This is a genomic window from Dechloromonas sp. ARDL1 (genome assembly GCF_051122455.1).
In the GTDB taxonomy this organism is placed as follows: Bacteria; Pseudomonadota; Gammaproteobacteria; order Burkholderiales; family Rhodocyclaceae; genus Azonexus.
Window position 1 is genome coordinate 3589943 of record NZ_CP168939.1, and the last position, 21761, is coordinate 3611703.

The 21761-nt window shown below is 57.1% G+C and carries 21 protein-coding genes; 1 reads left to right on the forward strand and 20 read right to left on the reverse strand.

Annotation, left to right across the window (positions count from 1 at the left end; all coding sequences use genetic code 11):
- Window positions 1–354 precede the first annotated feature (354 nt).
- From AB6Q56_RS17770 to AB6Q56_RS17785, 4 genes are all read right to left on the reverse strand, one after another.
- Window positions 355–1164: a sugar phosphate nucleotidyltransferase gene (locus AB6Q56_RS17770; protein WP_434514380.1), complete on the reverse strand. Its 810-nt coding sequence runs from the start codon at window positions 1162–1164 to the stop codon at window positions 355–357.
- Window positions 1165–1371: 207 nt separating this feature from the next.
- Window positions 1372–2172, reverse strand: a complete 801-nt coding sequence (gene istB, locus AB6Q56_RS17775) for an IS21-like element helper ATPase IstB (RefSeq protein ID WP_434517117.1) — start codon at window positions 2170–2172, stop codon at window positions 1372–1374.
- Window positions 2162–3658, reverse strand: coding sequence for an IS21 family transposase (gene istA, locus AB6Q56_RS17780; protein WP_434517118.1), 1497 nt, complete (start codon window positions 3656–3658; stop codon window positions 2162–2164). Before istA ends, istB begins: the two co-directional genes overlap by 11 nt.
- 98 nt (window positions 3659–3756) lie before the next feature.
- Window positions 3757–4053: a nucleotidyltransferase family protein gene (locus AB6Q56_RS17785; RefSeq protein WP_434514381.1), complete on the reverse strand. Its 297-nt coding sequence runs from the start codon at window positions 4051–4053 to the stop codon at window positions 3757–3759.
- A 273-nt stretch (window positions 4054–4326) separates the two neighbouring features.
- On the opposite strand from AB6Q56_RS17785, the gene AB6Q56_RS17790 reads away from it, so the two are divergent.
- A complete protein-coding gene (locus AB6Q56_RS17790; RefSeq protein WP_434514382.1) occupies window positions 4327–4761 on the forward strand; it encodes a PEP-CTERM sorting domain-containing protein in 435 nt (144 codons plus the stop codon).
- Between the two features lie 128 nt (window positions 4762–4889).
- Here AB6Q56_RS17790 and AB6Q56_RS17795 read toward each other — a convergent pair whose 3' ends face one another.
- Genes AB6Q56_RS17795 through gmd form a run of 16 tightly spaced genes read right to left on the reverse strand, consistent with a single transcriptional unit; the run spans window position 4890 to window position 21759 of the window.
- On the reverse strand, window positions 4890–6332 hold the full coding sequence (locus AB6Q56_RS17795; RefSeq protein WP_434514383.1) for a mannose-1-phosphate guanylyltransferase/mannose-6-phosphate isomerase: 1443 nt from the start codon (window positions 6330–6332) through the stop codon (window positions 4890–4892).
- Complete coding sequence (locus tag AB6Q56_RS17800; RefSeq protein ID WP_434514384.1) at window positions 6329–6871, reverse strand: GDP-mannose mannosyl hydrolase; 543 nt, start codon at window positions 6869–6871, stop codon at window positions 6329–6331. Before AB6Q56_RS17800 ends, AB6Q56_RS17795 begins: the two co-directional genes overlap by 4 nt.
- Entirely contained in the window at window positions 6861–7616 is a 756-nt protein-coding gene (locus AB6Q56_RS17805; protein ID WP_434514385.1) for a WecB/TagA/CpsF family glycosyltransferase, read from the reverse strand. The genes AB6Q56_RS17800 and AB6Q56_RS17805 overlap by 11 nt, the downstream gene beginning before the upstream one ends.
- Window positions 7617–7626: 10 nt before the next feature.
- The gene (gene wecB / locus AB6Q56_RS17810) at window positions 7627–8733 is read right to left on the reverse strand and encodes a non-hydrolyzing UDP-N-acetylglucosamine 2-epimerase (protein WP_434514386.1); all 1107 of its coding nucleotides are present in this window, start codon (window positions 8731–8733) and stop codon (window positions 7627–7629) included.
- Window positions 8733–9845, reverse strand: a complete 1113-nt coding sequence (locus AB6Q56_RS17815) for a glycosyltransferase family 4 protein (RefSeq protein WP_434514387.1) — start codon at window positions 9843–9845, stop codon at window positions 8733–8735. The genes wecB and AB6Q56_RS17815 overlap by 1 nt, the downstream gene beginning before the upstream one ends.
- Entirely contained in the window at window positions 9842–10459 is a 618-nt protein-coding gene (locus AB6Q56_RS17820) for an acyltransferase (protein ID WP_434514388.1), read from the reverse strand. The genes AB6Q56_RS17815 and AB6Q56_RS17820 overlap by 4 nt, the downstream gene beginning before the upstream one ends.
- Window positions 10460–10471: 12 nt before the next feature.
- Window positions 10472–11719, reverse strand: a complete 1248-nt coding sequence (locus AB6Q56_RS17825; RefSeq protein WP_434514389.1) for a glycosyltransferase family 4 protein — start codon at window positions 11717–11719, stop codon at window positions 10472–10474.
- Window positions 11716–12720 carry an acyltransferase family protein gene (locus AB6Q56_RS17830; protein ID WP_434514390.1) on the reverse strand — a complete coding sequence of 335 codons (1005 nt, stop codon included), beginning with the start codon at window positions 12718–12720 and terminating at the stop codon, window positions 11716–11718. The genes AB6Q56_RS17825 and AB6Q56_RS17830 overlap by 4 nt, the downstream gene beginning before the upstream one ends.
- Before the next feature lie 6 nt (window positions 12721–12726).
- Window positions 12727–13605: a glycosyltransferase family 2 protein gene (locus tag AB6Q56_RS17835; protein WP_434514391.1), complete on the reverse strand. Its 879-nt coding sequence runs from the start codon at window positions 13603–13605 to the stop codon at window positions 12727–12729.
- A complete protein-coding gene (locus AB6Q56_RS17840) occupies window positions 13599–14894 on the reverse strand; it encodes an endo-1,4-beta-xylanase (RefSeq protein WP_434514392.1) in 1296 nt (431 codons plus the stop codon). The genes AB6Q56_RS17835 and AB6Q56_RS17840 overlap by 7 nt, the downstream gene beginning before the upstream one ends.
- Window positions 14887–16236: an O-antigen ligase family protein gene (locus AB6Q56_RS17845; protein ID WP_434514393.1), complete on the reverse strand. Its 1350-nt coding sequence runs from the start codon at window positions 16234–16236 to the stop codon at window positions 14887–14889. The genes AB6Q56_RS17840 and AB6Q56_RS17845 overlap by 8 nt, the downstream gene beginning before the upstream one ends.
- Window positions 16230–16823, reverse strand: a complete 594-nt coding sequence (locus AB6Q56_RS17850; protein ID WP_434514394.1) for an acyltransferase — start codon at window positions 16821–16823, stop codon at window positions 16230–16232. Before AB6Q56_RS17850 ends, AB6Q56_RS17845 begins: the two co-directional genes overlap by 7 nt.
- Window positions 16820–18058: a glycosyltransferase family 4 protein gene (locus tag AB6Q56_RS17855; protein ID WP_434514395.1), complete on the reverse strand. Its 1239-nt coding sequence runs from the start codon at window positions 18056–18058 to the stop codon at window positions 16820–16822. Before AB6Q56_RS17855 ends, AB6Q56_RS17850 begins: the two co-directional genes overlap by 4 nt.
- Complete coding sequence (locus AB6Q56_RS17860; RefSeq protein ID WP_434514396.1) at window positions 18055–19563, reverse strand: lipopolysaccharide biosynthesis protein; 1509 nt, start codon at window positions 19561–19563, stop codon at window positions 18055–18057. Before AB6Q56_RS17860 ends, AB6Q56_RS17855 begins: the two co-directional genes overlap by 4 nt.
- A gap of 16 nt (window positions 19564–19579) precedes the next feature.
- Window positions 19580–20650 carry a GDP-L-fucose synthase family protein gene (locus tag AB6Q56_RS17865; RefSeq protein WP_434517174.1) on the reverse strand — a complete coding sequence of 357 codons (1071 nt, stop codon included), beginning with the start codon at window positions 20648–20650 and terminating at the stop codon, window positions 19580–19582.
- 17 nt (window positions 20651–20667) lie between these two features.
- Window positions 20668–21759 (reverse strand): GDP-mannose 4,6-dehydratase, encoded by a 1092-nt coding sequence (gmd, locus tag AB6Q56_RS17870; RefSeq protein WP_434514397.1) that lies wholly within the window; start codon window positions 21757–21759, stop codon window positions 20668–20670.
- Window positions 21760–21761: the final 2 nt, after the last annotated feature.

The following is a 21761-nucleotide window of genomic DNA, read 5'->3' on the forward strand; positions in this document are numbered from 1 at the left end:
TTGCCGCAAGATTGCGCTAAATCCTGTCAAGTTACAGCATCAATAAGTAAGCAATATGAAAATCGTGAGACAAGTTCCGTGTATGGCAAACAAGTATTTTTGGGTGGGCGAAAATTGGAAGCGTCGCTTCAGGGCAAATGTCGTAGGAATCTGGACTCAGCGATGCGCGACCGATGAGTAGGTGAATGCCAACCCTGCCGACTGCCTTCCGCTGGCATCTCGGTTTGAAGGCGAGGTCGGCATCCGAAATACATTGTCTGTAGTGGGGATCGAATGGAGCTAGTAAGCACCGCCTATGTGACAAAATGCCAGAAAACCCGCGCTAATCGCTCCAGTTTGATCGGTTAGTGCCATTCAGCCTCGGGCGTCACCCCAGCGCAGCCGACACTGATCATCACCCACATAGGTGGTATTGCCCTCACGATCAACACAGTAGCGAGGCGACACGATCATCTCCGAGAACTCCATACCCTCGCCGATCCGCGTGTATTCGAAAAGTACGCTGCGAATCACCTTGGCACCTTTTCGCAGATGGCTGCCATGGCCAATCCAGGCCGGACCAATGACGGAACTTCCCGTTTCGATCCTCACGCCGGACCCGATGTAGACGGGGCCGATGATCTTGCTGCTTTCCCAGGCAATCGAGGTATTGGGGCCAACCCAAATACCCGGTTGAACTTCCTTGCCCGGCATTTTTATGTCGGCGACCTCACCGCGCAGCACGCGTTGCAGCACCGACCAATAATCAGTCAGCCGGCCAATGTCGATCCAGTTAAAAAACCGGTTTTGTGCGTAGAAGGGGAGGCCGCGTTCTGCCAGGAGTGGAAACAGCTGGCTACCGATGTCGAATTCGACTCCCGAGGGTATCAAATCCAGAACGGACGGTTCAAACAGATAAATACCGGTACTCGCCAAGGTGGATTTGGCGTCAGTGGGCTTGGGTTTTTCCTGGAAGGACGCCACCCGGCCGTTTTCATCGGTCACGACTATGCCGTAGTTCTGTACCTGTTCCCGAGGAACGTCCAGCGCAACTACGCTGGCCAATGCGCCTTTCTCATGGTGTTCCTGCAGGGCAGCCCCAATGTCGAGGTCGATGATCGCATCACCGCAAATGACCAGTGTCGTTTCATCAAAGAAGCCGCCAAAGTCCTGAATGGCTTTCATGCCACCGGCAGATCCTTTGGGCTGTCGGCGCGCGTTTAAATTTGACCACCTGTGCGCGTTGAATTTTGACCAGGTGTGATAGCCACCTGACATAGGTGGGCTTGTGGATAAGTGTAGCTCAGAACAACTGATTTCCGAGCCACGACGAATGCGTTGGGAAAGCCGTGGAGGACGGAGTCCGGAACGGATTTCCCAACGCGGCCTCGATCAGAACGGATCTGCTTCGGGTGGATTTCCCCGCTTGCTCTGCTCCCGCGCCTTGATCCTCGACTTGGCCGTTGCCGTGCTGTGCCGGAAGCGAAACGACTCATTCCCGGTCTCGACGATATGGCAGTGATGCGTCAGCCGGTCGAGCAAGGCAGTGGTCATCTTGGCATCGCCAAAGACGCTCGGCCATTCGGCGAAGGTCAGATTGGTCGTGATCATCACACTGGTGTGCTCGTAGAGTTTCGACAGCAAGTGGAACAGCAAGGCGCCACCGGCCTGACTGAACGGCAAATAGCCCAACTCATCGAGGATGACCAGATCCATGCGCAGCAGCCCCAAGGCAATCCGCCCGGCTTTGCCAGCAGCCTTCTCCTGTTCCAGCGCATTGACCAGATCAACCGTCGAGAAGAAACGCACCCGCTTGCTGTGATGGGTAATGCCCGAGACACCCAGCGCCGTCGCGAGGTGGGTCTTGCCAGTGCCCGTGCCACCAATGAACACGACGTTCTGGGCTTCCTCGGCAAAGGAGAGGTCGGCCAGTTGCCGGATCAGCTTCTGATCCACCTTCGATTGTTCGAAGTCGAATCCGGCCAGATCACGATGTACCGGGAAGCGGGCCGCATGCATCTGATAGCCAATCGAACGCATCACTCGATCAGTATGCTCGGCTTGCAGTAGATGTTCGATCAGCCAACGTGAGGCTTCGACACGGCTGCTACCGTTGGCTGTCAGCTCCTCCCAGGCACCGGCCATGCCGTGCAAACGCAGTTCCTTGAACTCGCTCATCAGCTCACGCATGATCAGTCACCTCGGTACGCAAGCGGTCATAGCGGCCGGTATCGGCAATCGGTACTTCGCTGAGGGTGAGTGGCGTTTCCACCGGTGGCGGCATGGGACCCGACTTCAGGCGGTTGAGCATGTTCTCGATGTGCTCGGCACTGGGTAGGCCGGACTCCAGCACCAGATCGACGGCAACCAGCACCGCTTCCAGATCAAACTGCGAAATTGCCGATAGCACTTTGGCCATCACCCGATCACCACCTTCCCGGCGCAGGAGCAAGCTGCGTAATCGTTGCAATGGCTCCGGCATGTCGGCAAACGGCGCGCCATTTCTCAAGGCCCCTGGCTTGCGTTCGATCAGCGGGATGTAGTGCTGCCAGTCGTAGAGGGTTTGCTGCCGACTGAAGTTGCGGGGATGACTGGCCACCCGAGTATCGTGCGCCACAATGTCGATCCGTTCCGGATAAAGACGCAGGCTGACGGCTTGGCCCACCAGTTCGCACGGTACCGAGTAGCGGTTGCGATCCAGCGTCACCAGGCAGGTGCTCGATACCTTGCCCAAGGTTTCGACGTAGCCATCGAAGGATGCGACCATCGGCATCAGGCTCGGTTGTTCGTGTTCGAGCATCTCGGCCACTGTCAGGTCAGCGTACTCGGGATGACGCAATTCCTGCCACAGCCCCCGGCAGCGCTCGAGCAGCCAGACGTTCAGTTCGGTGAATGAACTGAATCGCTCCTTGCCGGCATCCTGCCAGAGACGGAGCCGACTATCCTGGACGTTCTTCTCGACGACGCCTTTCTCCCAGCCGCTGGCGACATTGCAGAAATCCGGATCAAACAGGTAGTGGGAGGCCATCGCCGAGAAGCGCGAATTGACGATGCGGGATTTGCCTTTCTGCACCTTATCCACGGCCGTCTTCATATTGTCGTAGATGCCGCGCCGGGGAATGCCACCCAGCGCCGCAAACGAGCGGGTATGGGCATCGAACAGCATCTCGTGACCTTGCGTCGGATAGGCTTGAACGACAAAGGCCCGACTGGCGCAGAGTTTCAGATGTGAGGCGAGAATCTTGCGCCAGACCCCGCCAATGACCAGATGCTCTTCGCTCCAGTCGAACTGGAAGGCTTCGCCCAACTCGAAGTGGAGCGGAACGAAGGCTTTACTGACGGCTGCACCGCCATCGGCCCGCCAGCGCCGGATGAATTCGGTGACCCGGCAGTAGGTACCGGTGAATCCGGCGGCCTGCAATTCGCCAAACAGTTTCAGTGCTGTGCGCCGATCCCGTTTCGGACGGCGGGCATCCGCCTCCAGTGCCTTGATCAGGCGCGCCGCATACGGGGCAATCTTGATGTTCGGGTTCTGCCGTTCGTACTTCGGCTCCGCCCCTTCCGGTGTCCGTAACCAACGTTTGACGGTGTTCCGGCTATACCCCGTCTTCCGCGAAATCTCGGACAGCGATAGGCCATCCCGATAAAACAACCGCCGAATCCTTCCCAGATCCTTCATGGTGATCATCTCCTAAAATCCTGCTCAAAAAATGAGCGGACGAGTTAATCACCCTGGTCAATTTTCAGCGCGCACACCCCCACTTTTCTGGTCAGTTTTCAACGAGCGTCAACACCTTTGGGCTTTGGCACGATATCGCCATGATCGTGTATGCCCTCATAAGCGTAGCCAATCGAAGCACCCCAGCGCCGGCCATCGCCGAAGTATTCCTCGATTTTTTTATGGTGATAAGCCACATTCACCATGATTTCCGTGATGCCGTAGCGAACCAGATGCTCAATCAGGTACTCCATGACCGGTTTTCCCAGGATGGGAACCATCGGCTTGGGCCAATCCTTGGTCAACGGACGAACGCGAGTTCCCTGGCCGGCTGCCAGAATCATGCCTTTTGCCATGTTGAATTCCTTGATAGGGCGCCGTCAGGCAGTGCTGATCATGGCCCGTAGTAACGTAATCTTGAAGAAACTGAAATGACATTGTGATCGACGATTGTTTGGGAATTGTTAAACCCCTTTCGCACCATGAGGAAAGCCATTTCAGTCGTGCAATCTCCCGAATCCGGTCGGTGTCTTCGTGTCCGACTGTGACAGGCCAATGAGCCGTTCGGCGGATGGTATGAACAACGGGCGCGAACTAGACTTGATTAATTCAATTTTCATAAGCCTGCCATGAAAACGCTCTCGCTGCTGACTCTGCTTGTTGTGCTACCGTTGATTTGCCATGCCACCATCGATGCGACAGAAGTTCCGCTGGAAGCTGGCATGCAGATCAGGCTGCCGGGTCTGGATGGCCGGTTAGCACTCTCATCTGACTGCTGCGTTCTGATGCGGCCACCGAATGATGAACTCGGTGCAGGTGCCGGTGCTGTGATCACCTCGCCCGGGGGCGACCTCGTGCCCGGTCTTGGGAATAGAATTCCCTACCCCTCCATAATCCAGCCCGCGCCCGGCGGGCAGATCGTGATTCGTGGCGGAGAAATCGGATTGAGTGCTGGCGATGGTGTTTTGCAGCCGTCGGTATCTGCTGTTCCCGAGCCCCAAGCCTATTACATGCTGCTGAGCGGCATCGTCGTCATATCGGGCTTGATGGCACGTCGAAAATAGAATTTCCCTCTGCATCAGTTTGGGCGGCTTCGGCCGCCTTGTTTTCCTTTGGGCTGAGAAACTGCGGAGGGAGGGCGGTGCTCGCCGTGAGCCGTTGGGCAAAGACATTTTTTGCGGCCGGGGGGCACTCAGGCTCGCCCATAGGTGTCCTCGAAGCGCACGATGTCATCCTCGCCCAGGTAGCTGCCGGACTGTACCTCGATCATCTCCAGCGGGATCACACCAGGGTTTTCCAAGCGGTGGGTGACGCCAAGCGGAATGTAGGTGGACTGGTTTTCGCTCACCAGGAAGGTTTCCTCGCCGCGCGTGACGCGGGCGGTGCCAGTGACCACGATCCAGTGCTCGGCCCGGTGGTGGTGCATCTGCAGCGACAGCGTGCCGCCTGGCTTGACGCCGATGCGCTTTACCTGGAAACGCTCCCCGGCATCGACGCCATCGTACCAGCCCCAGGGCCGGAACACCTTGCGGTGCCATTGCGTCACGCTGCGCTGCTCGGCCTTAAGGCGATCCACCACCTTCTTCACATCCTGCGTTGCGGTGTGATCGACCACCAGCACGGCATCGTCGGTTTCCACCACCACCAGGCTGCTAATGCCAACACAGGCTACCAGGCGACCTTCCGAGATTGCCAGTGTGTTGCGGCAGTTTTCCAGCAGCACGTCGCCCCGGCTGGCGTTTCCCTCGCCACATTTGGGCAGGACCTTCCACAAGGCATCCCAGGCGCCGACATCCGACCAGCCAGCGGCCAGCGGGATGACAACGCCCTGGGGCAAGCCGGGGCTGCCGGCAGTCAGCCGTTCCATCACCGCATAGTCGATCGAATCAGCAGGGCAGGCCACGAAGGCTTCGCGCGCCAGGCGTACGAAATCGCCGTCGTTGCACGCTCCGGCCGTGGCAGCCTCGCACGCCGCCAGGATGTCCGGCCGGCTTACGGCCAGCGCGGCCAGCCAGACCGAGGCACGAATTACGAAAATTCCGCTGTTCCATAGGTAGTCGCCGGCATCGAGATAGCCCTCGGCCGTGGCGCGATCCGGTTTTTCGACAAAGCGGGCGAGGGCAAAGGCACCGGAGCCATCGTCCAGCGCCGGACCCTGCTGGATGTAGCCGTAACCCGTTTCCGGGCAATCCGGCGTAATGCCGAAAGTCACCGCCATGCCCTGTTCGGCCAGCTTCACCGCCCGTTCCACGGCAGCGCGGAACACCGCGCCTTCGGCTATCACATGGTCCGCCGGCATCACCACCAACACCGGGTCGTCGCCGGCACGCCGCGCCCACAAGGCAGCCAGTGTCATGGCGGGGGCCGTGTTGCGGCCCACCGGCTCAAGCAGTACCGTACCTTGCCTGCCCTGCACGCGCACCTGCTCGGCTACCGCAAATCGATGTTCCTCATTGCAGATCAACAAGGGCTGCGCCAGGCCGCACAGACCATCGAGCCGGGCTACCGTCGATTGCAGCATCGACAGGTCATCGACCAGCGGCAGCAACTGCTTGGGGTATTTCTCGCGGGAGAGCGGCCACAGGCGGGTGCCGGAGCCACCGGAGAGGATGACGGGGAGAACGGATGAAATCATGGGTTCGGAAAGTCGGAAACGGCAACAGGGGAGTGGGCGGCAAGCTTCGGCAAATGTTTCAAATCCAAATACGCCGACACCAGATAATCCTTCGTGTACTGATGAACATCTCTGGCGGCCGCAGCCTCCTCGATCGGCCACCAACGAAACGTGGCATGTTGGGTATCTGCTGCCGGCAGCCTGAAGTCGTGTGGTACTTCGACAAGATGCCCAAGGACGACGTAATGGGTCGAGATACGAGGCTCCTCGGCAAAGCAGTCCGGGTAGAAGTGCTCGAAACAGCCGATCGGTTTGGGATGAATCGTGCCGTGGCGGATTTCTTCTCCCAGGCCAAGTTCGCTTCCGGCAACCCGAATCAGGGCATCGGCGATTTTTTCATTCTTGAATATCCGCCCACCGGGAACAAACCAGACATCCTTTGCAGGGCGGTTCTTGCGCAATCCCAGCAAGACCTCACTGGCATCGCGCACCACAATGAGGTCCACTGAAACAAGTGCGGTCCGATCGACCACGGAGAGAAAAGCCTGTCTATCGAGCATGGCCAAATACCAGTTGTCTTATCGCACCAACAACAAACAGGGAGTTCGTCACCAGATATCGCTTCCACAAGCGGCGCGGCTCCGATGCCAGGCGGTGCAGCCATTCCAGACCGTTGTTGCGCATCCAGGCCGGGGCGCGTGACACCGTGCCGGCGTGGAAATCGAAAGCCGCACCCACTCCGATCATTACCGCCCGCACCCGGCCCCGGTGCTCTGCCATCCAGCGCTCCTGCTTGGGGCAACCGAGCCCGACAAAGACAATGCCTGCACCGCTAGCATTCATGCGTTCAACCGCCTCTGCATCCTCTTCCGCGTTCAAGTGCCGAAAAGGCGGCGACTCCATCCCGGCGATCCGCAAGGCCGGAAAAGCCGCCAACAACCGTTGGCGAAGTTTTGCGAGCGTTTCGGCGGTGCTGCCGTAGAAATAGACAGAAACGCCTTCCGCCTCGCAAGAGCGGGCCAGCGCCCAGGTCAGGTCTGGGCCGTTGATCCGCTGCTGCCTGGCAAAGCCCTGACGGCGCAGCATCCAGGCCACCGGCGCACCATCCGGCGTGGCCATGTCCGAAGACTCGATCACCGCACGGTAAGCGCTATCCTGCGACGCCGTGACGACCACATGCGCATTGCAGATCGTCACATAGCGGCTCTCGTTTTGCCGCGCCCACTGAAGCAGGCGGGAGATGGCTTCGTTCCAGCCAAGGGCATCGATAGGCACCTCGAGAACGCGGGCTGTTTTGCGTGGCACGGGGCTGTTCCTAATGTAAGGTCTGCAGCTCGGCAGCCAGAATCTCCACAATCCGCTTTGCCGCCTTGCCGTCCCACAAATATGGCCGGCGACCCTGCTTGCCATCACCCTGCAAGACCTTACGTGCTTCAATGACGATGCGAACCGGGTCCGTTCCGGCCAGCACGTTCGAACCTTCAACTACCGTGACAGGCCGCTCCGTGTTCTCACGGATGGTGATGCAGGGCACCCCCAGCGCCGTGGTTTCCTCCTGCAGGCCGCCGCTGTCTGTCAGCACCACGACGGCATCCTTCCACAAGTTGAGGAAGGCCATGTAAGCCTGCGGGCCAAGCAGCGTCACATTCGGCCCAAGATCGACCCCGAATTTCTCCAGATTGGCCCGTGTGCGCGGGTGTACCGGAAATATCAGCGGTAACTCGGCAGCTATCTCCCGAAGCGCCCCGCCAATGCGCGCCATCATCTCAGCGCTATCCACATTGCTTGGGCGGTGAAGTGTTACCACGCCATAGCGCTGGATGGCCGCTTTGAATACAGAGGTTTCAAGGCTTGAGGTATCGGCATTCTTCAGGTTTTCGGCCTGAAACAGGACATTATCAACCATCACATGGCCAACATAATGGATCGCCGACTCTGCCTTGCCTTCACGGAGCAAATGCTCGACACCGCTGGGCTCAGTTACAAAGAACCAATCCGAAATGCTGTCTGTAACCAGACGGTTGATCTCTTCAGGCATCGTCATGTCACCACTGCGCAAACCGGCTTCCACGTGTGCCACAGGGATGTTCAGTTTCTTGGCAACAATCGAGCAGGCCAGTGTCGAATTCACATCACCGACCACCAGCACCGCATCCGGCCGCTGTGCCTGGCAAAGCTCCTCGAAAGCCACCATGATCTTCGCCGTCTGCTGCGCATGGCTGCCGCCGCCAGCGGCCATGAAAACATCCGGCTCCGGAATACCTAGTTCCTCGAAAAACACCTCGTTCATCTCCCGGTCGTAATGCTGGCCGGTGTGAATGATGCGGAACTCAAGGCCGCCATGTGCCTGGATCGCGCGCACGATGGGCGCGATTTTCATGAAATTCGGCCGGGCGCCGGCAACGAGGTAAAGGGTAGTCATCAGGCAAATTCCACTAGCTTGTTGTTGATTCGGGCGATAAATTCCCGGAAGGCAAATCGGCCGGTAATCAGTTCCCGAGAGCGGGCCCCCATTGACTCGCTCATGCCTGGCGTGTCCAGTATTTGGGTGATTTTTCCTGCCATTTCAGAGGCTGATCCTTCCTGCAGGCGGAAGCCACTTACACCGTCGATCACCAGATCGTCGGCACTACCATCGGCATAGCCGGAGACGATGGGCAAGCTGTGAGCCATCGCCTCGTTGATGCCGAGTCCTCCGGTGCCCGGCAAAAGGTACATTTCCGCTGCATCGAAATATGGGCCGACTCCCTCGACAATGGCGCCAGTTATAACGACATCGTCCCGTTCGGCACAGGCTGCACGGATTACGGGCAGATGGTCGCCATTCCCCACCAGTAACAGCACAATGTCCTTGCGCTTCAATTCATCCATTGCTGCGAGGATCGTCTCGACGCGCTTTTCAGCGAGGACAGCACCCACAAACAGAAGAATACGGCGGTTGCCAATTTCAGGATGGCGTGCCAGCAACAGGGCTCGTGCCTCCTCCTTGGGCAGGCAGGCAATGCGCTCCTCGTTGATGGTGTTGTGGATCACCGTGACCTGATCATCCCTCGCTCCATGGCTCAGGGCATAGCGACGGGCATTCGAGTGATAGGCGAAATGGTGGTCGAACTTGGGGATAAAACGTCGCAGCAATGCTTGTTTCAAGCGACCCGGATTGTATTCGTAGCCACACTGCCAGGCCATCAACTTGAAACCGAGCTTTTCCTTGAGACCCATGAGCTGCCAGTGTGAGAGATTCCCGACGTGGCTAAGCAGAACCACTACATCCGGCTTCAGTAACTTGATTTCTTCGATTACTCCAATATGTCGGCGAAAGACATAGCTGCCGACCTGATATTCGCGAAACTGATACTTCTGCTCCCTTGCGACAATTTGCCTTTCTAACCCTATGCGTCCCTTGCTCCCTGCTGTGGTTTGCCCGGAAAACAGGTGAAGTTCAATCGCCTGCTCTGCAAATCGGGATTCAAGGGTACGAAACAACTCTTGGTGGTAGTGCGCAACTCGGTCAAATACAAAAGCAATTTTTTTCATGGCGAATGGGTTCCGATACCTGGTTCCACAGTCCAGTAGTCATAACCGCGCTCCGAAAAAACGAAGCGACCACAACGAATCCCGTTCTCGTGGTTTTTGATGGTTTCCGGGTTTGCAAAACGCTGCCCTACGATCCTGGCCGGATTGCCGGCAACTATTGCATAGGCAGGTGTACTCTTTGTTACGACGGAACCGGCTGCGACAATGGTGCCATTCCCGAGGGTTACGCCCGAAAGCACTGTGGCGCCGTAGCCAATCCAGACATCTGATTCGACGACGACTTTCGATCCACGATGAGGACTGATTTTTTTTCGGCTACCAATCCAGGGCGAGAAGCGGACCGGGACGCCAATAGTCCGAAAATCATGGTCGTGACGACCGACGAAAGCGACGCGATTTGCGATCAGGACGTAGTCGCCAATCTCGGCATTGCATTCAATCAGGACCTCTTTGCCGATGTACACACTGTTGCCGATAGCAATTCTTTCAGGAGCCCAGAGGCGAGATCCTCGACCAACGTGCAGATCCTTGCCGCAGGAGAGAAATGCGGATTTTCCGGCGACAAGAAGACGGGTTTGCATTTGGCGGGCGAAAGCGAACAAAAATGAGATCATGGCTTTTCCGGGTCAGGTTTTTTCCAGTGATCGTTGTCCGTTAACTTCGGCGGAATGTGCGGAAAGGGTCTTCAACGCACCGAGGGCGCGGTCGTTCCAAGCAAAGGATGCCGCGTGGAGAATGGCGGCTTTTGCCATTTCCAACCGTTGGCCTTCGTTTTCGAAAAACTTCTGAAGTGCCCCTGCGAGTCCCTCAATAACGGATGTCTCGTCACCATTGATCGAAATTACGATTGCAGACTCATCTGTTACCAGTGTGGCTGGACCGCCAACCTCAAGGCAAATTACCGGAAGCCCGTTGGCCTGGGCTTCCAGAACAACGTTTCCGCTTGAGTCATGCAGACTGGGGAAAAGAAAACAATGCATTGTTCCATATAGAGCGAACAATTCCTGCTGGGGGATCTGGCTGATCCAATTAACGTTCCCGTGCTCTCCGAGTGATTCACTCAGGCGGTGAAGCTCCTGTTCGCAGGGGCCGCGCCCGACCAAGGTAAAGTCGACCGGAATGCCACGGGCGCGAGCCAGTGCTACCGCACGAATTGCGAGGTGTGCGCCTTTCCAGCCAAGAAGGCGTCCGGCAAACAAAACCCGCAACGGTTGGTCTGCAGATCTCGTGCAGGGAACGACAGTTGGTGAGGTATCAATCCCGATCTCGGGGTACACCAGGGCTCGACGGCGAAATGGCCAGGGAAGGGCGTTTTGCGTGTCCTGCGTCTTGACCAGAATCGACGACGCTCCCGCAAACGCGATCCAGAGAAATGGGTCCACGAGTGAGACCTTGTTCAAAGCGGCACGAAGCAGCTCCTTGATTTTCTCCCGGCCACGGATTGAACGCTTGAGGCGCCAAGGAGCATCTTCACCGCCGCCCAGCGGGCCGAACACGAAAGGAATGCCCAGGTAACCGAGAAAGGAAGGGTGCCGGAAGACGCCGTAAGTGACGTGCATGGCAACATCGAATTTCTCTACGCGGTGGAGGCGCTTGGCGAACTCCCAAAGTCCGAATTGCCAGGCCGTATACAGCAACTGTGCGGTCCACGAATTAAGCGGAGTGGAGCGCAAGCAAGAGGGACGGAAATACAGAACCCGCAAACTGGTGACGGGATGCTCGGCAAGAAAGGGCTCAATAAGGTGGCGCCGTGTGGCATCGGTCACAACAACGACTTCGTGCTGTTTCGCCAGTTCGATGGCCCAGCGCCAACCGACGCCGGGTTCGCTGCCAGTATTGGGGGCGCAGGCGAAGGCTGAAAGGAGAATTTTCATGTCTGCTCTCCGCTGGCTAGCTCCGGAGAAATTTCAGCTTGCCCAGCAATCGATTGCCGGGCGAATCTTCCGATAAATCGTCGGCAAACTATTGATAGGGCCCAAGCCGAGATGAAGACCAGGGGCCATACCAGCAAGGCCCCTACGGGAAAAACCAATCCACTGCTCGAGAGTGCCTTGATCCAATAAACCTGGACCAGGTAGACCTCCAGCGACAGTTCGCCGAGGAGAGCAATCCAGAAATAGAGTCGCCACTGCTTCAGGGCTGCCAGCACCTGCGGATGGGCGAGTAGGCGGAATGCATAAAAAACAAAGGGGAAGGTCAAGAGGTGAAGAATGAGCTGCCATTCCCCAAAAAGCCCCCTATTTAGCATGACCTTCAGGCCGAAGTAGCTTGCAATGATCAGAATAAGCAGGATTGCGTCCCGGAGCTTGTGCTCTAGAAGGGCCGGAGTGGACGCCAGGTAGGCGCCGAACAGCATCATCGGAAAATAGAAAAGCCAGCGAAAATATTCCCCTTCCACTGCCCACCGATCGAGCTCAAGCGCAGTGAAATAGAACCAGAGGTACGGTATTGCCGACAGGGCAAGGAGAATGGGGATGTGTGCAGGCACAAACCGCAAGACCAGATAGAACGGAGCGTAAAAGACTACGATTGCCGCTACAAACCAGTAAGGTGTGGGCCAGATAAACTGCTGAATAACTTCTTCCAATAGCCACCAACTGGGCGTGCTGGTTATCAGACCACCAACTAGCAGTACGACGATGACTTGCGGGTAAATCCGGAGTAAGCGGCGGCCGATCCATGAGCCGAACTTGGGCAGATGCTTGTTGGAGCTCAATGCCAAACCGAACCCGGACAGTGCAAAGAAAAGGGCATTGCCCAGACTTCCGCCGGTAGCAAAGCGTGGGTCCGAGTAAAGGAGGTCCAAGTGGGAATTGGTGATCAGCACTATCGCCAGAAAGCGCACCAACGATGTGTCGAATTGATATCGAAGCATGGGATGTCAACTCCCGCGCGCCGACATGAGGATCCGAAGATATCCCCAAATAAAATGGATGGGCCAAAGCACGTTGCCATGTCGTGAACACATCGCAAGCCAGGATCGCCATGGCAAGCCCTTGCGTGAGAGCGCAAATCTAACTCTCGCGGCGACTGAGGCAGTTTTGTCGTGAAATGTTCCGGCGAGAGGATTCCGGCTACACATTCCAATGTATTCAGGTGTCAGAACGATCCTCCTGCCGCTCCGCCGTGCCCGAAGCGAGTAGTCGGTGTCACCCATGCCATGCTCAAAAACAGGGTCCAGATTGCCCAGCGCCTGAGCCGCGCAGTGCGGAATCAACACCACGTTACCGTTCATCACGTCGACTTCCTGAGGCGTGCCGTTGGGTGTTAGCAGTCGGTAGAAGAAGGGGCGAAGAACCGGGTTCGGTCGTTTTCCTCCGCCGTAAGTCAGTAAGTCTTGTTGAGGATCGCAGATGGCGCCAACGACGATAGGCCGGTTGTCTTGCGTATCGGTCTGCGCAAGCGATGTTTCCATCAGAATGCCGAGTGCGTTGGCGGTCAGCATCGTATCGTCGTTAAGCCACAGATATAGTTGGTGGCCGTTGCGCAATGCCTCCGCAAATGCATGATGCATGCTTCTGTTCCAGAACTGGTTGCCGTCTCCATGCAGAATCCTGGCCAATGGCACGGCGCTTCTAACCGCCTCGGCAGTGCCGTCGGTTGAGCCATCATCGAATAGATAAAGGGCAAACTCCAACCCGCCATTTTGGGCGGACTCCGTGAGGCGGCGCAGACACTCAACGGTTTTTTCCCGCCGATTGTGACAGGCCATCAGAACTGCCAAGGCAGGTTGGGGATTTTGATTTTGGGCGGCTACCACAGTGTTGTCTCTTGTCTAAGTAAGATGGGCAATTCGCCAGCGTCGACGTTGGTAGCGAAGTTTCGAGCGATGTAACTACCGCTCAGTGTTTCGTAACCGGTGAGGCGGAAAGGGGTAGGAACGGCGTAATTTCGCGTTCCACTTACCGACCACACCAACATGCCTTTGTGACCCGATTTGGAAGTTACGTTGCAGCTGACAATACCGTCCGCAGTTTTCAGGTTGCTGAGTGTCGAACCGCGAAGCCAGCGCAGTGTTTGCGCATAACCCAAGCTGGCGGGGGTGGGTTCGGTCCCGTTTTTCCACATGACATGCATCGTCGGGATATCCCACGAAAAGTGGTAGTAGCGTTTTACGCCGCTGGTCGCCGCGAAAACCATTGCTTTCAATACCTGTCCAGGTAACTGTTCTTCGCTGAGGACATATGCGAAGGATTCTCCGAGTTGGGGCTGCGGGTTCGTCGCTTGGTCCGTGCCGTGGACGAGATAGCCGGACTCCGTGTTCCAGATGGGCAGCTTCTGCGCCCCATACTTGCTGGCGATAGCCTGGAGCGCCTGGGCCTTGGCGGGTATCAGTTGAGGGGAAGCGTAGAAATGAAAGGCGATGATGTCGATGTGGGCACCTCCGCCAGCCTTCAGAAAGGCCTCGATACATTCAACACGGCCGACACAAGCCGGGCCCACGAGCTTTGCGGAAGGGTCCAACTCGTTAATGACGCGCTTGGCGATGCGGGCCATTTCTGCCATGACCGCAGCGCTGCCGGTGAAATGTCCACGGCCGGTCACACCGAATACTTCGGTGAAGTAAGGCTCGTTCCAGAGTTCGTAATACTTGATCCGGCCGCGATAGCGAGCGACGACCACGCGAATGTAGTTTTCCCAATCGGCCATATTCGCCGGTTCTGCAGAAGCTCCCGGCCCATTGGGAACGATTTCCTGCGGTCTGGAGGAGGCCCAGGTCGGGGTTTGTCCAAGAGAGAGCAGTACATCGGCGCCATGTAGAGCAGCGCGTTGGACGGCGCTATCCAAATGTGAAAAGCGCCATTGCCCACGCTGTGGTTCAACGCCTCGCCATTCCGTTTCAGCAGTTATGACCCGCCAACTGCCAACATGGACAAAAGGCCAAGGAGTTGTCGTTGCTCCCCAGCGCATATGCATGCCGAAGAAGTCATCTTGCAATTGCACTGAAGAGCCGGAGGCTGTCTCCGCTCCTGCCTCATTCAGAGATCCAAACATCGTCAATGCGGCGACGAGCATGGCGACGACGATGCGGCGGGAGCCGTTATTCATGGCGGTAGACCGGGATGGTTGGCGAATACCTCTGGTTCAGCGCCGCAGATTCCATTGGCGATTTTTTCCCGAGTTCAATGGCCATGCGCAACCCCAACCCGATCACGATTGCTTGTACGAATCCGGGGTTGTAGGAGACAAAGAAGACCAGTTGGCCGAACAGGAGGACCATGACCGTACGGCAGCCCCAATGCTCCCCCCAAGGATTCGTTGCCGCCTTGGTTAGTCTGAAGCCGGCCATGTAGTAAGCCGATAGCAGGGTGAATATGCCGAGGAGGCCTGCACGAAGCAGGGTTGTTACGTAGTAGCTGTGTGGGTAGGCATCGACGTACGTGCGCTTGAACTCGAGGTAGCGATAGAACCCTTTGCCAAAGGGAAAGCCGATAAGCCATTCCTTGGGGCCAGCCCGCATCCATTCCAATACCGAGGTAAGCCAGCTTTCGACCCGCCACACGAGCGTACTGTCGCGCGAAAACGGTTCTACGACCGCAGCATGATAGAGGGTGTCCGATACCTTGGAAAAGAGAGCAATTGGAACAGCAACTGCAATCAGAAACAGCAGCATCAGCGAATACTTGCCGGCTTTGCTTCGAACTTCGGCGTCGACCAGGGCCAGAACGCCAAAACTCACGATCGTTACCAGCCAGACAGTCCGGTGCTGAAGGACAAGTATGCACAAGGCCAAAAGAGCCAGTTTCCAGTTGCCGGCAAGCGAGAGCCCGCTACTCTTGAGATGGAAAACCGCCCCGAGCACGAGAACCTGGGCAAGGAAGACCGCCTGGTTTGCGTTTAGCACTCGAAATCGACTGTTCTCCGAAGATTCGAGCCAGGGCTGGCTACCTATGCCAAAGGCACCGACCGCCCAGCGATACAGGGCGATTGCAACCAAAAGCGCGGCCGCCCATCCCATTGCCTGACGGAGAAAACGCCACTCCTTTTCTCCCATGGGCATGACCAGCAGGTAGAGAGCGCCGACCCAGATATAAAAATATTGTCTGAACTCGACGCCTGCCGTGGTCTTGTACGTGGGCAATCCAATAATGAATGACGCAAACAATACCGCTCCGAATGCCAGCCAAAGCCAGTGAATCGGGTCGGAATGTCGGTGGAAAGCGGTTCTCGCTAGCGCTGCAAAGGCGATGCTCAGGAACACAAGATCAGTGGTGAAGAGATTTACCCCCAAGCCGATCCCCAAAGGCGCAAGCGACCAGGTTTCAAGGACAAATTCGCCAAGTATCAGGGCGATCCCCAGCCTGGTATCCCGAGTTACCCCGAACAGGAGGAATACGACACAAATGGCCATGACAAGGACTGTACCGAAAAGGATCGGGAGGACTAGCATGGAATCTCCCGTATGACTCTTGCGGGATTTCCGGCGGCAATGACGTTGCTAGGAATGTCTTGTACAACGACTGAGCCGGCGCCGACGATTGAGTTGTCGCCGATTGCAACTCCTTTGGTGACTATGGCCCCAGCCCCGATGAAGACATTGTTGCCGATGTTTACCGGGGCCGCCTGAATGTCTTCTGGATTGTTGTTGTACCGTCGGTTGGTAGGGGCGAGTGAATGAAAGTCCGTGTCGAAGATCATCGAATTGGCACCGAGGAGACAGTTCGAACCGATCCGAACGGAGCGGGCTGCGCAAATTACGCTGCCACTGATGCCGGTGTCTTCGCCAATGTCGATGAGGGCATCCTGCCGCAGTGTGCGGAGGATTACCGGATGGTTTACGCCCAGGGCGGTATGGCGAGCGCAGGATATTAACGAACAGCGTGCGCCAATTACGATCTCCGAGCCGGAAGCCAATGAGACGATGGGCATCCCGGTAAATGACGCCTTGTGGCGTATCGTGACCCCGCCATGCTTGAGGCGGGCCGGAATGGCGGTACGCCACCACAATAATTGGATAATTGCAGCGGGGGATTTCATGAGAAGACCCGGGATGAAGAGGGGGGGGCTTGGGTGCCCAAGGCTTTCAGATACTCGGTTTCGTAGAGTGAAGCCACACGGGATGCAGAGAACAACGCTCTGGCACGGTTGACAATGTGGCTTCGAATGTCGGCGCCTGAAGCGATGGTGTCGATACAGCTCTGAACTGTATCGGCGATGGCCTGGGGAGATTCGATGTCTGTAAGGAAACCCGCTTTCCCGTAGTCCAGTTGCCAGGGCACACCACCGCTGGCGTTTCCTCCGATGACTGGTACCCCTAGGGACATCGCTTCTGCTATGGCCATGCTGCAGGCCTCGGTCCGTGAAGGATGAACCAACGCATCGGCGGTGCTCAATCCTTCCAGGACTTCAGAGTACGGGCGGCGGCCATGGAGATGCACTCCTTCCAATGAAGTGTTTTGCTTCAGCCATCGGAAGGCTCGCTCACCTGCGCCGAAATCGGCTCCATAGCAGTGCAATTGCCAGCCGGGGTTTCGCTTTTTAAGGAGGGCAAAAGCTGCCAACGCCGGTTTTGGATTCTTCAGATCCGACCATCCGTTGATGATCATGACGATTTTTATGGATCCCGTTTCTGCCGATCCCTTCTGGCGATGCTCAGTAAACATGCTGTCCGGGATCGGATTTGGGACAACGGATATCGGCTCGTTTGTCATTTTTGCCAGTCGCGCACTGATGACCGGCGATACGGCGGTCAAATTCGTGGCACGTCTCAAGACGGTTCTGGCCATTAGGTAGCGGCCTGCCCGATAGATATCCTTGGTGTGGAGCAATACATCCCAAGGCGAGTCATGGGCAGTGATGAGGTTGGGGACCGTGGAGTCCAAGGCTGCCCAAGCGAACTCATAAGTCCAGTGCGCATGAATGATGTCGGGATTGAAGCCTTTGAGTGCCTTTATGAGACCTTTGCGCTCATAGGCGAACAAATCGAGCATGCGTCCCAGTCTTCCGCTTTCCGGGCGAAACGAGCGCGGGCGAGAAGGGATAAAGTGAAGCGCAAAGCGTGGTCCGTTAATGACCACCGGTTGATTGCCGCTTCGATAAAGCGAGCTATCCGTAGTAAATGCCTGGACTTCATGCCCGCGATTGACAAGCGCCGTTGCCAGAACGCCGAATAGTGGTGCACCCGGATAACCTCTCGGTAGAGGCTGTGATGGATTCCCCAGCAGTTCCATGACACTCGATGTCTCGATTGGAGCCAACAAAGCGATTTTCATTGCACCCCCAGCCACTTGCGCATCTTGTCGGGGAAATAATTGCTCGAAGCAATTGCCGAGGCCAGTCTGGCGGGGATGAGGAAGCGCAACAGGAGCGCCATTGAGAGCAGGCCAAGGACGGAACAGATTGCCGCAGCACCCATGCGGGTAAGGGCGCCCTGATGGGCTACAGATATGGAACTGTCAAGCCAACGGAAGGTGATTAGGCTAATCAGGCCAACAACCAAGCCGGGAAAGACTGCTCGGATGATGTCGCCCGTTCGTATGGATAGCGTCGACATCACCTGGAGTTGAAGCGCCAGGCAGCGCAAGACGTACATGCCCGCCACCCCCCACGCCATCACGGCGGCGCTGGTACTGGCCAAGACCAGCAACAAGGAGAGAAAAACAGCGGCAATGGCAAGCTGGATGCGCATTTCCTGGGCTGCTTTGCCGCGGCCCCATAGTATTGGTCCGCCAATCGCCATGAGTGCATGAAAGGGCATGGCGATGGCCAGTGGTGCCAGAATCAGCGCTGTCTCGGCCCAGGTTTCTCCATAGATCAGGAGAACGAGCGGTTGTGCCAGGGCGGCCACTGAAAAGAACAGCGGGAACACAAGCAGCGAGAGAACCCAGATCAACGCGAGATAAGCATTCCGGTAGGAGTCGTCAATTTCGCCGGCTTTGGCGCTGCCGGGAAACAGAACCTGCTGAATCGAGGTGACCAGATGATTCGTCGGTGTTCTGACCAGGTTGTAGGCCACCGTGTAGCTTCCCAGGGCTGTCGTACCGAACGAGCGTCCGACCAGCAGGTTGTCCAGGTTTTCGATCGCCCAGTTGGCAAGATTGGTGAGAAATATCTTGTGGCCGTAGCGGGGTAGATTTCGGTTCGGGCAGGTGATGCCCGGTAGTAAACTGGCCGGGTGCCGCGTCTTGAAGTACAACATGGACGAAAAAATCGCGCTCTGCACGACCCAGGCCAATACTAGGCTCCAAGCGCCGGCACCCAGGTAGGCGGCGGTGATGCCGGTGCATACGAAGCCTAGAAAATAAGAGATTGTTTGGGTTATCTGGATTGTCTTGAAGTCAAGTTCTCGCCTCAACAAGGCCAACGAAATCAGGCCGCAGCCCTGCGCCAGTATGGATAGCGACATCCCGCGCAGTAAATCTGCTACCCCTGAGTCCTGCCATGCCGTTTCGGCAATCCATGGTGCTATCAACTGCAGCACGCCCATGACCAGAACCGACGCCTCGATCGTTCGGGTAAATGTAAAACGGATATCCGAATGTGTGATGGCTTTTGCCTGGACCAGGGAGGAAGAGAGCCCCATCTCGACGAACAGCATGCAGAAGGCCGATATGAAAATTGCCGCGCTGGCAGCGCCGAATTCAGCGACACCGATAATCCGGGCGATGGCGATCTGGGCAACAAGCTGCATAACGACACGGGCAATCGTCCCCGCATAGTTCCACTTGAGCCCAGCCAAACTTTTGGACAGCAAACCGCGATCAGAATTGCTTGCCAAAGGGAACTCCCTGTTCTCAGTATTTCGCCTGGTTCAGGCGGGCGAAATAGTCTTCGTAGGCGAGTTTGATACCAGTCGCCAGCTTTTGTTTTGCAGTCCATCCAGTTGCTGCGATGCGGGATACATCCAGCATTTTTCTCGGTGTTCCATCCGGTTTTGCAGTGTCAAAAACCATCTCGCCGCCGAAGCCGACGGTCCTCATGACGGTTTCCGCAAGTTCACGGATGGTCACGTCAGTACCCGTTCCAACGTTCATCAGCGGTCCGTCATACGCTTGTTCCATGAGGTGCAAGCAGGCATCGGCCAGATCATCGACGTAGAGGAATTCACGGCGTGGGGTACCGCTCCCCCAGACCAGCAAGGTGTCTTTCGGCAGGTAGGCCGGCGATTTGATAATGCGGCCGGCGTCGTCCCGTTCGCAGCCGAGCCGGGCAAGGACGTCGTCGGGAACGTAGCCGTAGATTTTTTCATCGCGGCGGATGCCGTCGATATCGCCAGCCTTGCCCAGCTTGGCCAGGTGAACCTTGCGGATTAGCGCCGGCAGGACGTGGCTGTTGGCCAGGTCGTAGCTGTCGTTTGGACCATAGAGGTTTGTCGGCATGACCGAGACGTACTGCCGTCCATATTGCCGGTTGTAACTCTCGCACAGCTTGATGCCGGCAATCTTGGCGATGGCGTAGGGCTCATTGGTCTGTTCCAGCGGCCCGGTCAGGAGGTATTCCTCCGTGATCGGTTGCGGGCAGTCGCGTGGGTAGATGCAGCTGGAACCAAGAAACAGCATACGGTTCACGTCGGCCTTATGGGCCGCATGGATGATGTTCGCTTCGATCATCAGGTTCTGATAGATGAAGTCGGCGCGGTAGATGTTGTTTGCCTGAATTCCCCCCACCTTGGCTGCCGCCAGAAAAACATAGTCGGGTTTTTCCTGCTCAAAAAACAGGTCAACCGCAGCTTGATTGATCAGGTCGAGTTCCTGGTGCGTGCGGGTGACGATATGGGTGTAACCCTTGGCCTGCAGTTTACGGACAATGGCGGAACCCACCATGCCACGATGGCCTGCTACGAAGATTCTTGCGTTTTTGTCGATGACGCTCATGTCGGTTCTTACTCGTGGTAGTCGAAAGCCGCGTAGCCGTTTTTCTTGACCAGCTCATCGCGCTCTGCGCTCTTTAGGTCTTCGAGGACCATTTCGGAAACCAGCTCCTGGAAGCTGGTGCGCGGCGTCCAGCCCAGTTTTTCGCGGGCCTTGGTCGGGTCGCCGAGCAGGGTTTCGACTTCGGTGGGGCGGAAGTAGCGCGGGTCAACGCGGACGATGACGTTGCCGTGCTGGTCGGTCCCGGTTTCTTCGACGCCCTTGCCTTGCCAAGTGATTTGAATGCCGAGCTCGTGGGCGGCGGCATCGACGAATTCGCGCACGCTGAACTGGATGCCGGTGGCGATGACGAAGTCTTCCGGCTGCTCCTGCTGCAGCATCAGCCACTGCATTTCAACGTAATCGCGGGCGTGGCCCCAGTCTCGCAGCGAATCCATGTTGCCGAGGTAAAGGCAGTCCTGAAGGTTGAGCTTGATGCGGGCGAGAGCGCGGGTGATCTTGCGGGTGACGAAGGTTTCGCCGCGCAGCGGGGATTCGTGGTTGAAGAGGATGCCGTTGCAGGCATACATGCCATAGGCTTCGCGGTAATTGACGGTGATCCAGTAGCCGTACATCTTGGCCACGGCGTAAGGGCTGCGCGGGTAGAATGGGGTGGTTTCCTTCTGCGGGATTTCCTGAACCAGGCCGTAGAGCTCGGAGGTGGAGGCCTGGTAGAAGCGGGTCTTCTTTTCGAGGCCGAGGATGCGGATGGCTTCGAGCAGGCGCAGGGTGCCGATGCCGTCGGCATTGGCGGTGTATTCCGGGGTTTCGAAGCTCACCGCCACATGGCTCATGGCGGCCAGGTTGTAGATTTCGTCGGGTTGCACCAACTGGACGATGCGGATCAGGTTGGTGGAATCGGTCAGGTCGCCGTAGTGCAGCACGAAGTTGCGGTGGCTGACGTGCGGATCCTGATAGAGGTGGTCGATGCGATCGGTATTGAAGAGCGAGGCGCGGCGCTTGATGCCGTGAACTTCGTAGCCTTTGCTGAGGAGGAATTCGGCGAGGTAGGCACCGTCTTGGCCGGTGATGCCGGTTATCAAGGCAACTTTGTTTTTGGACATGA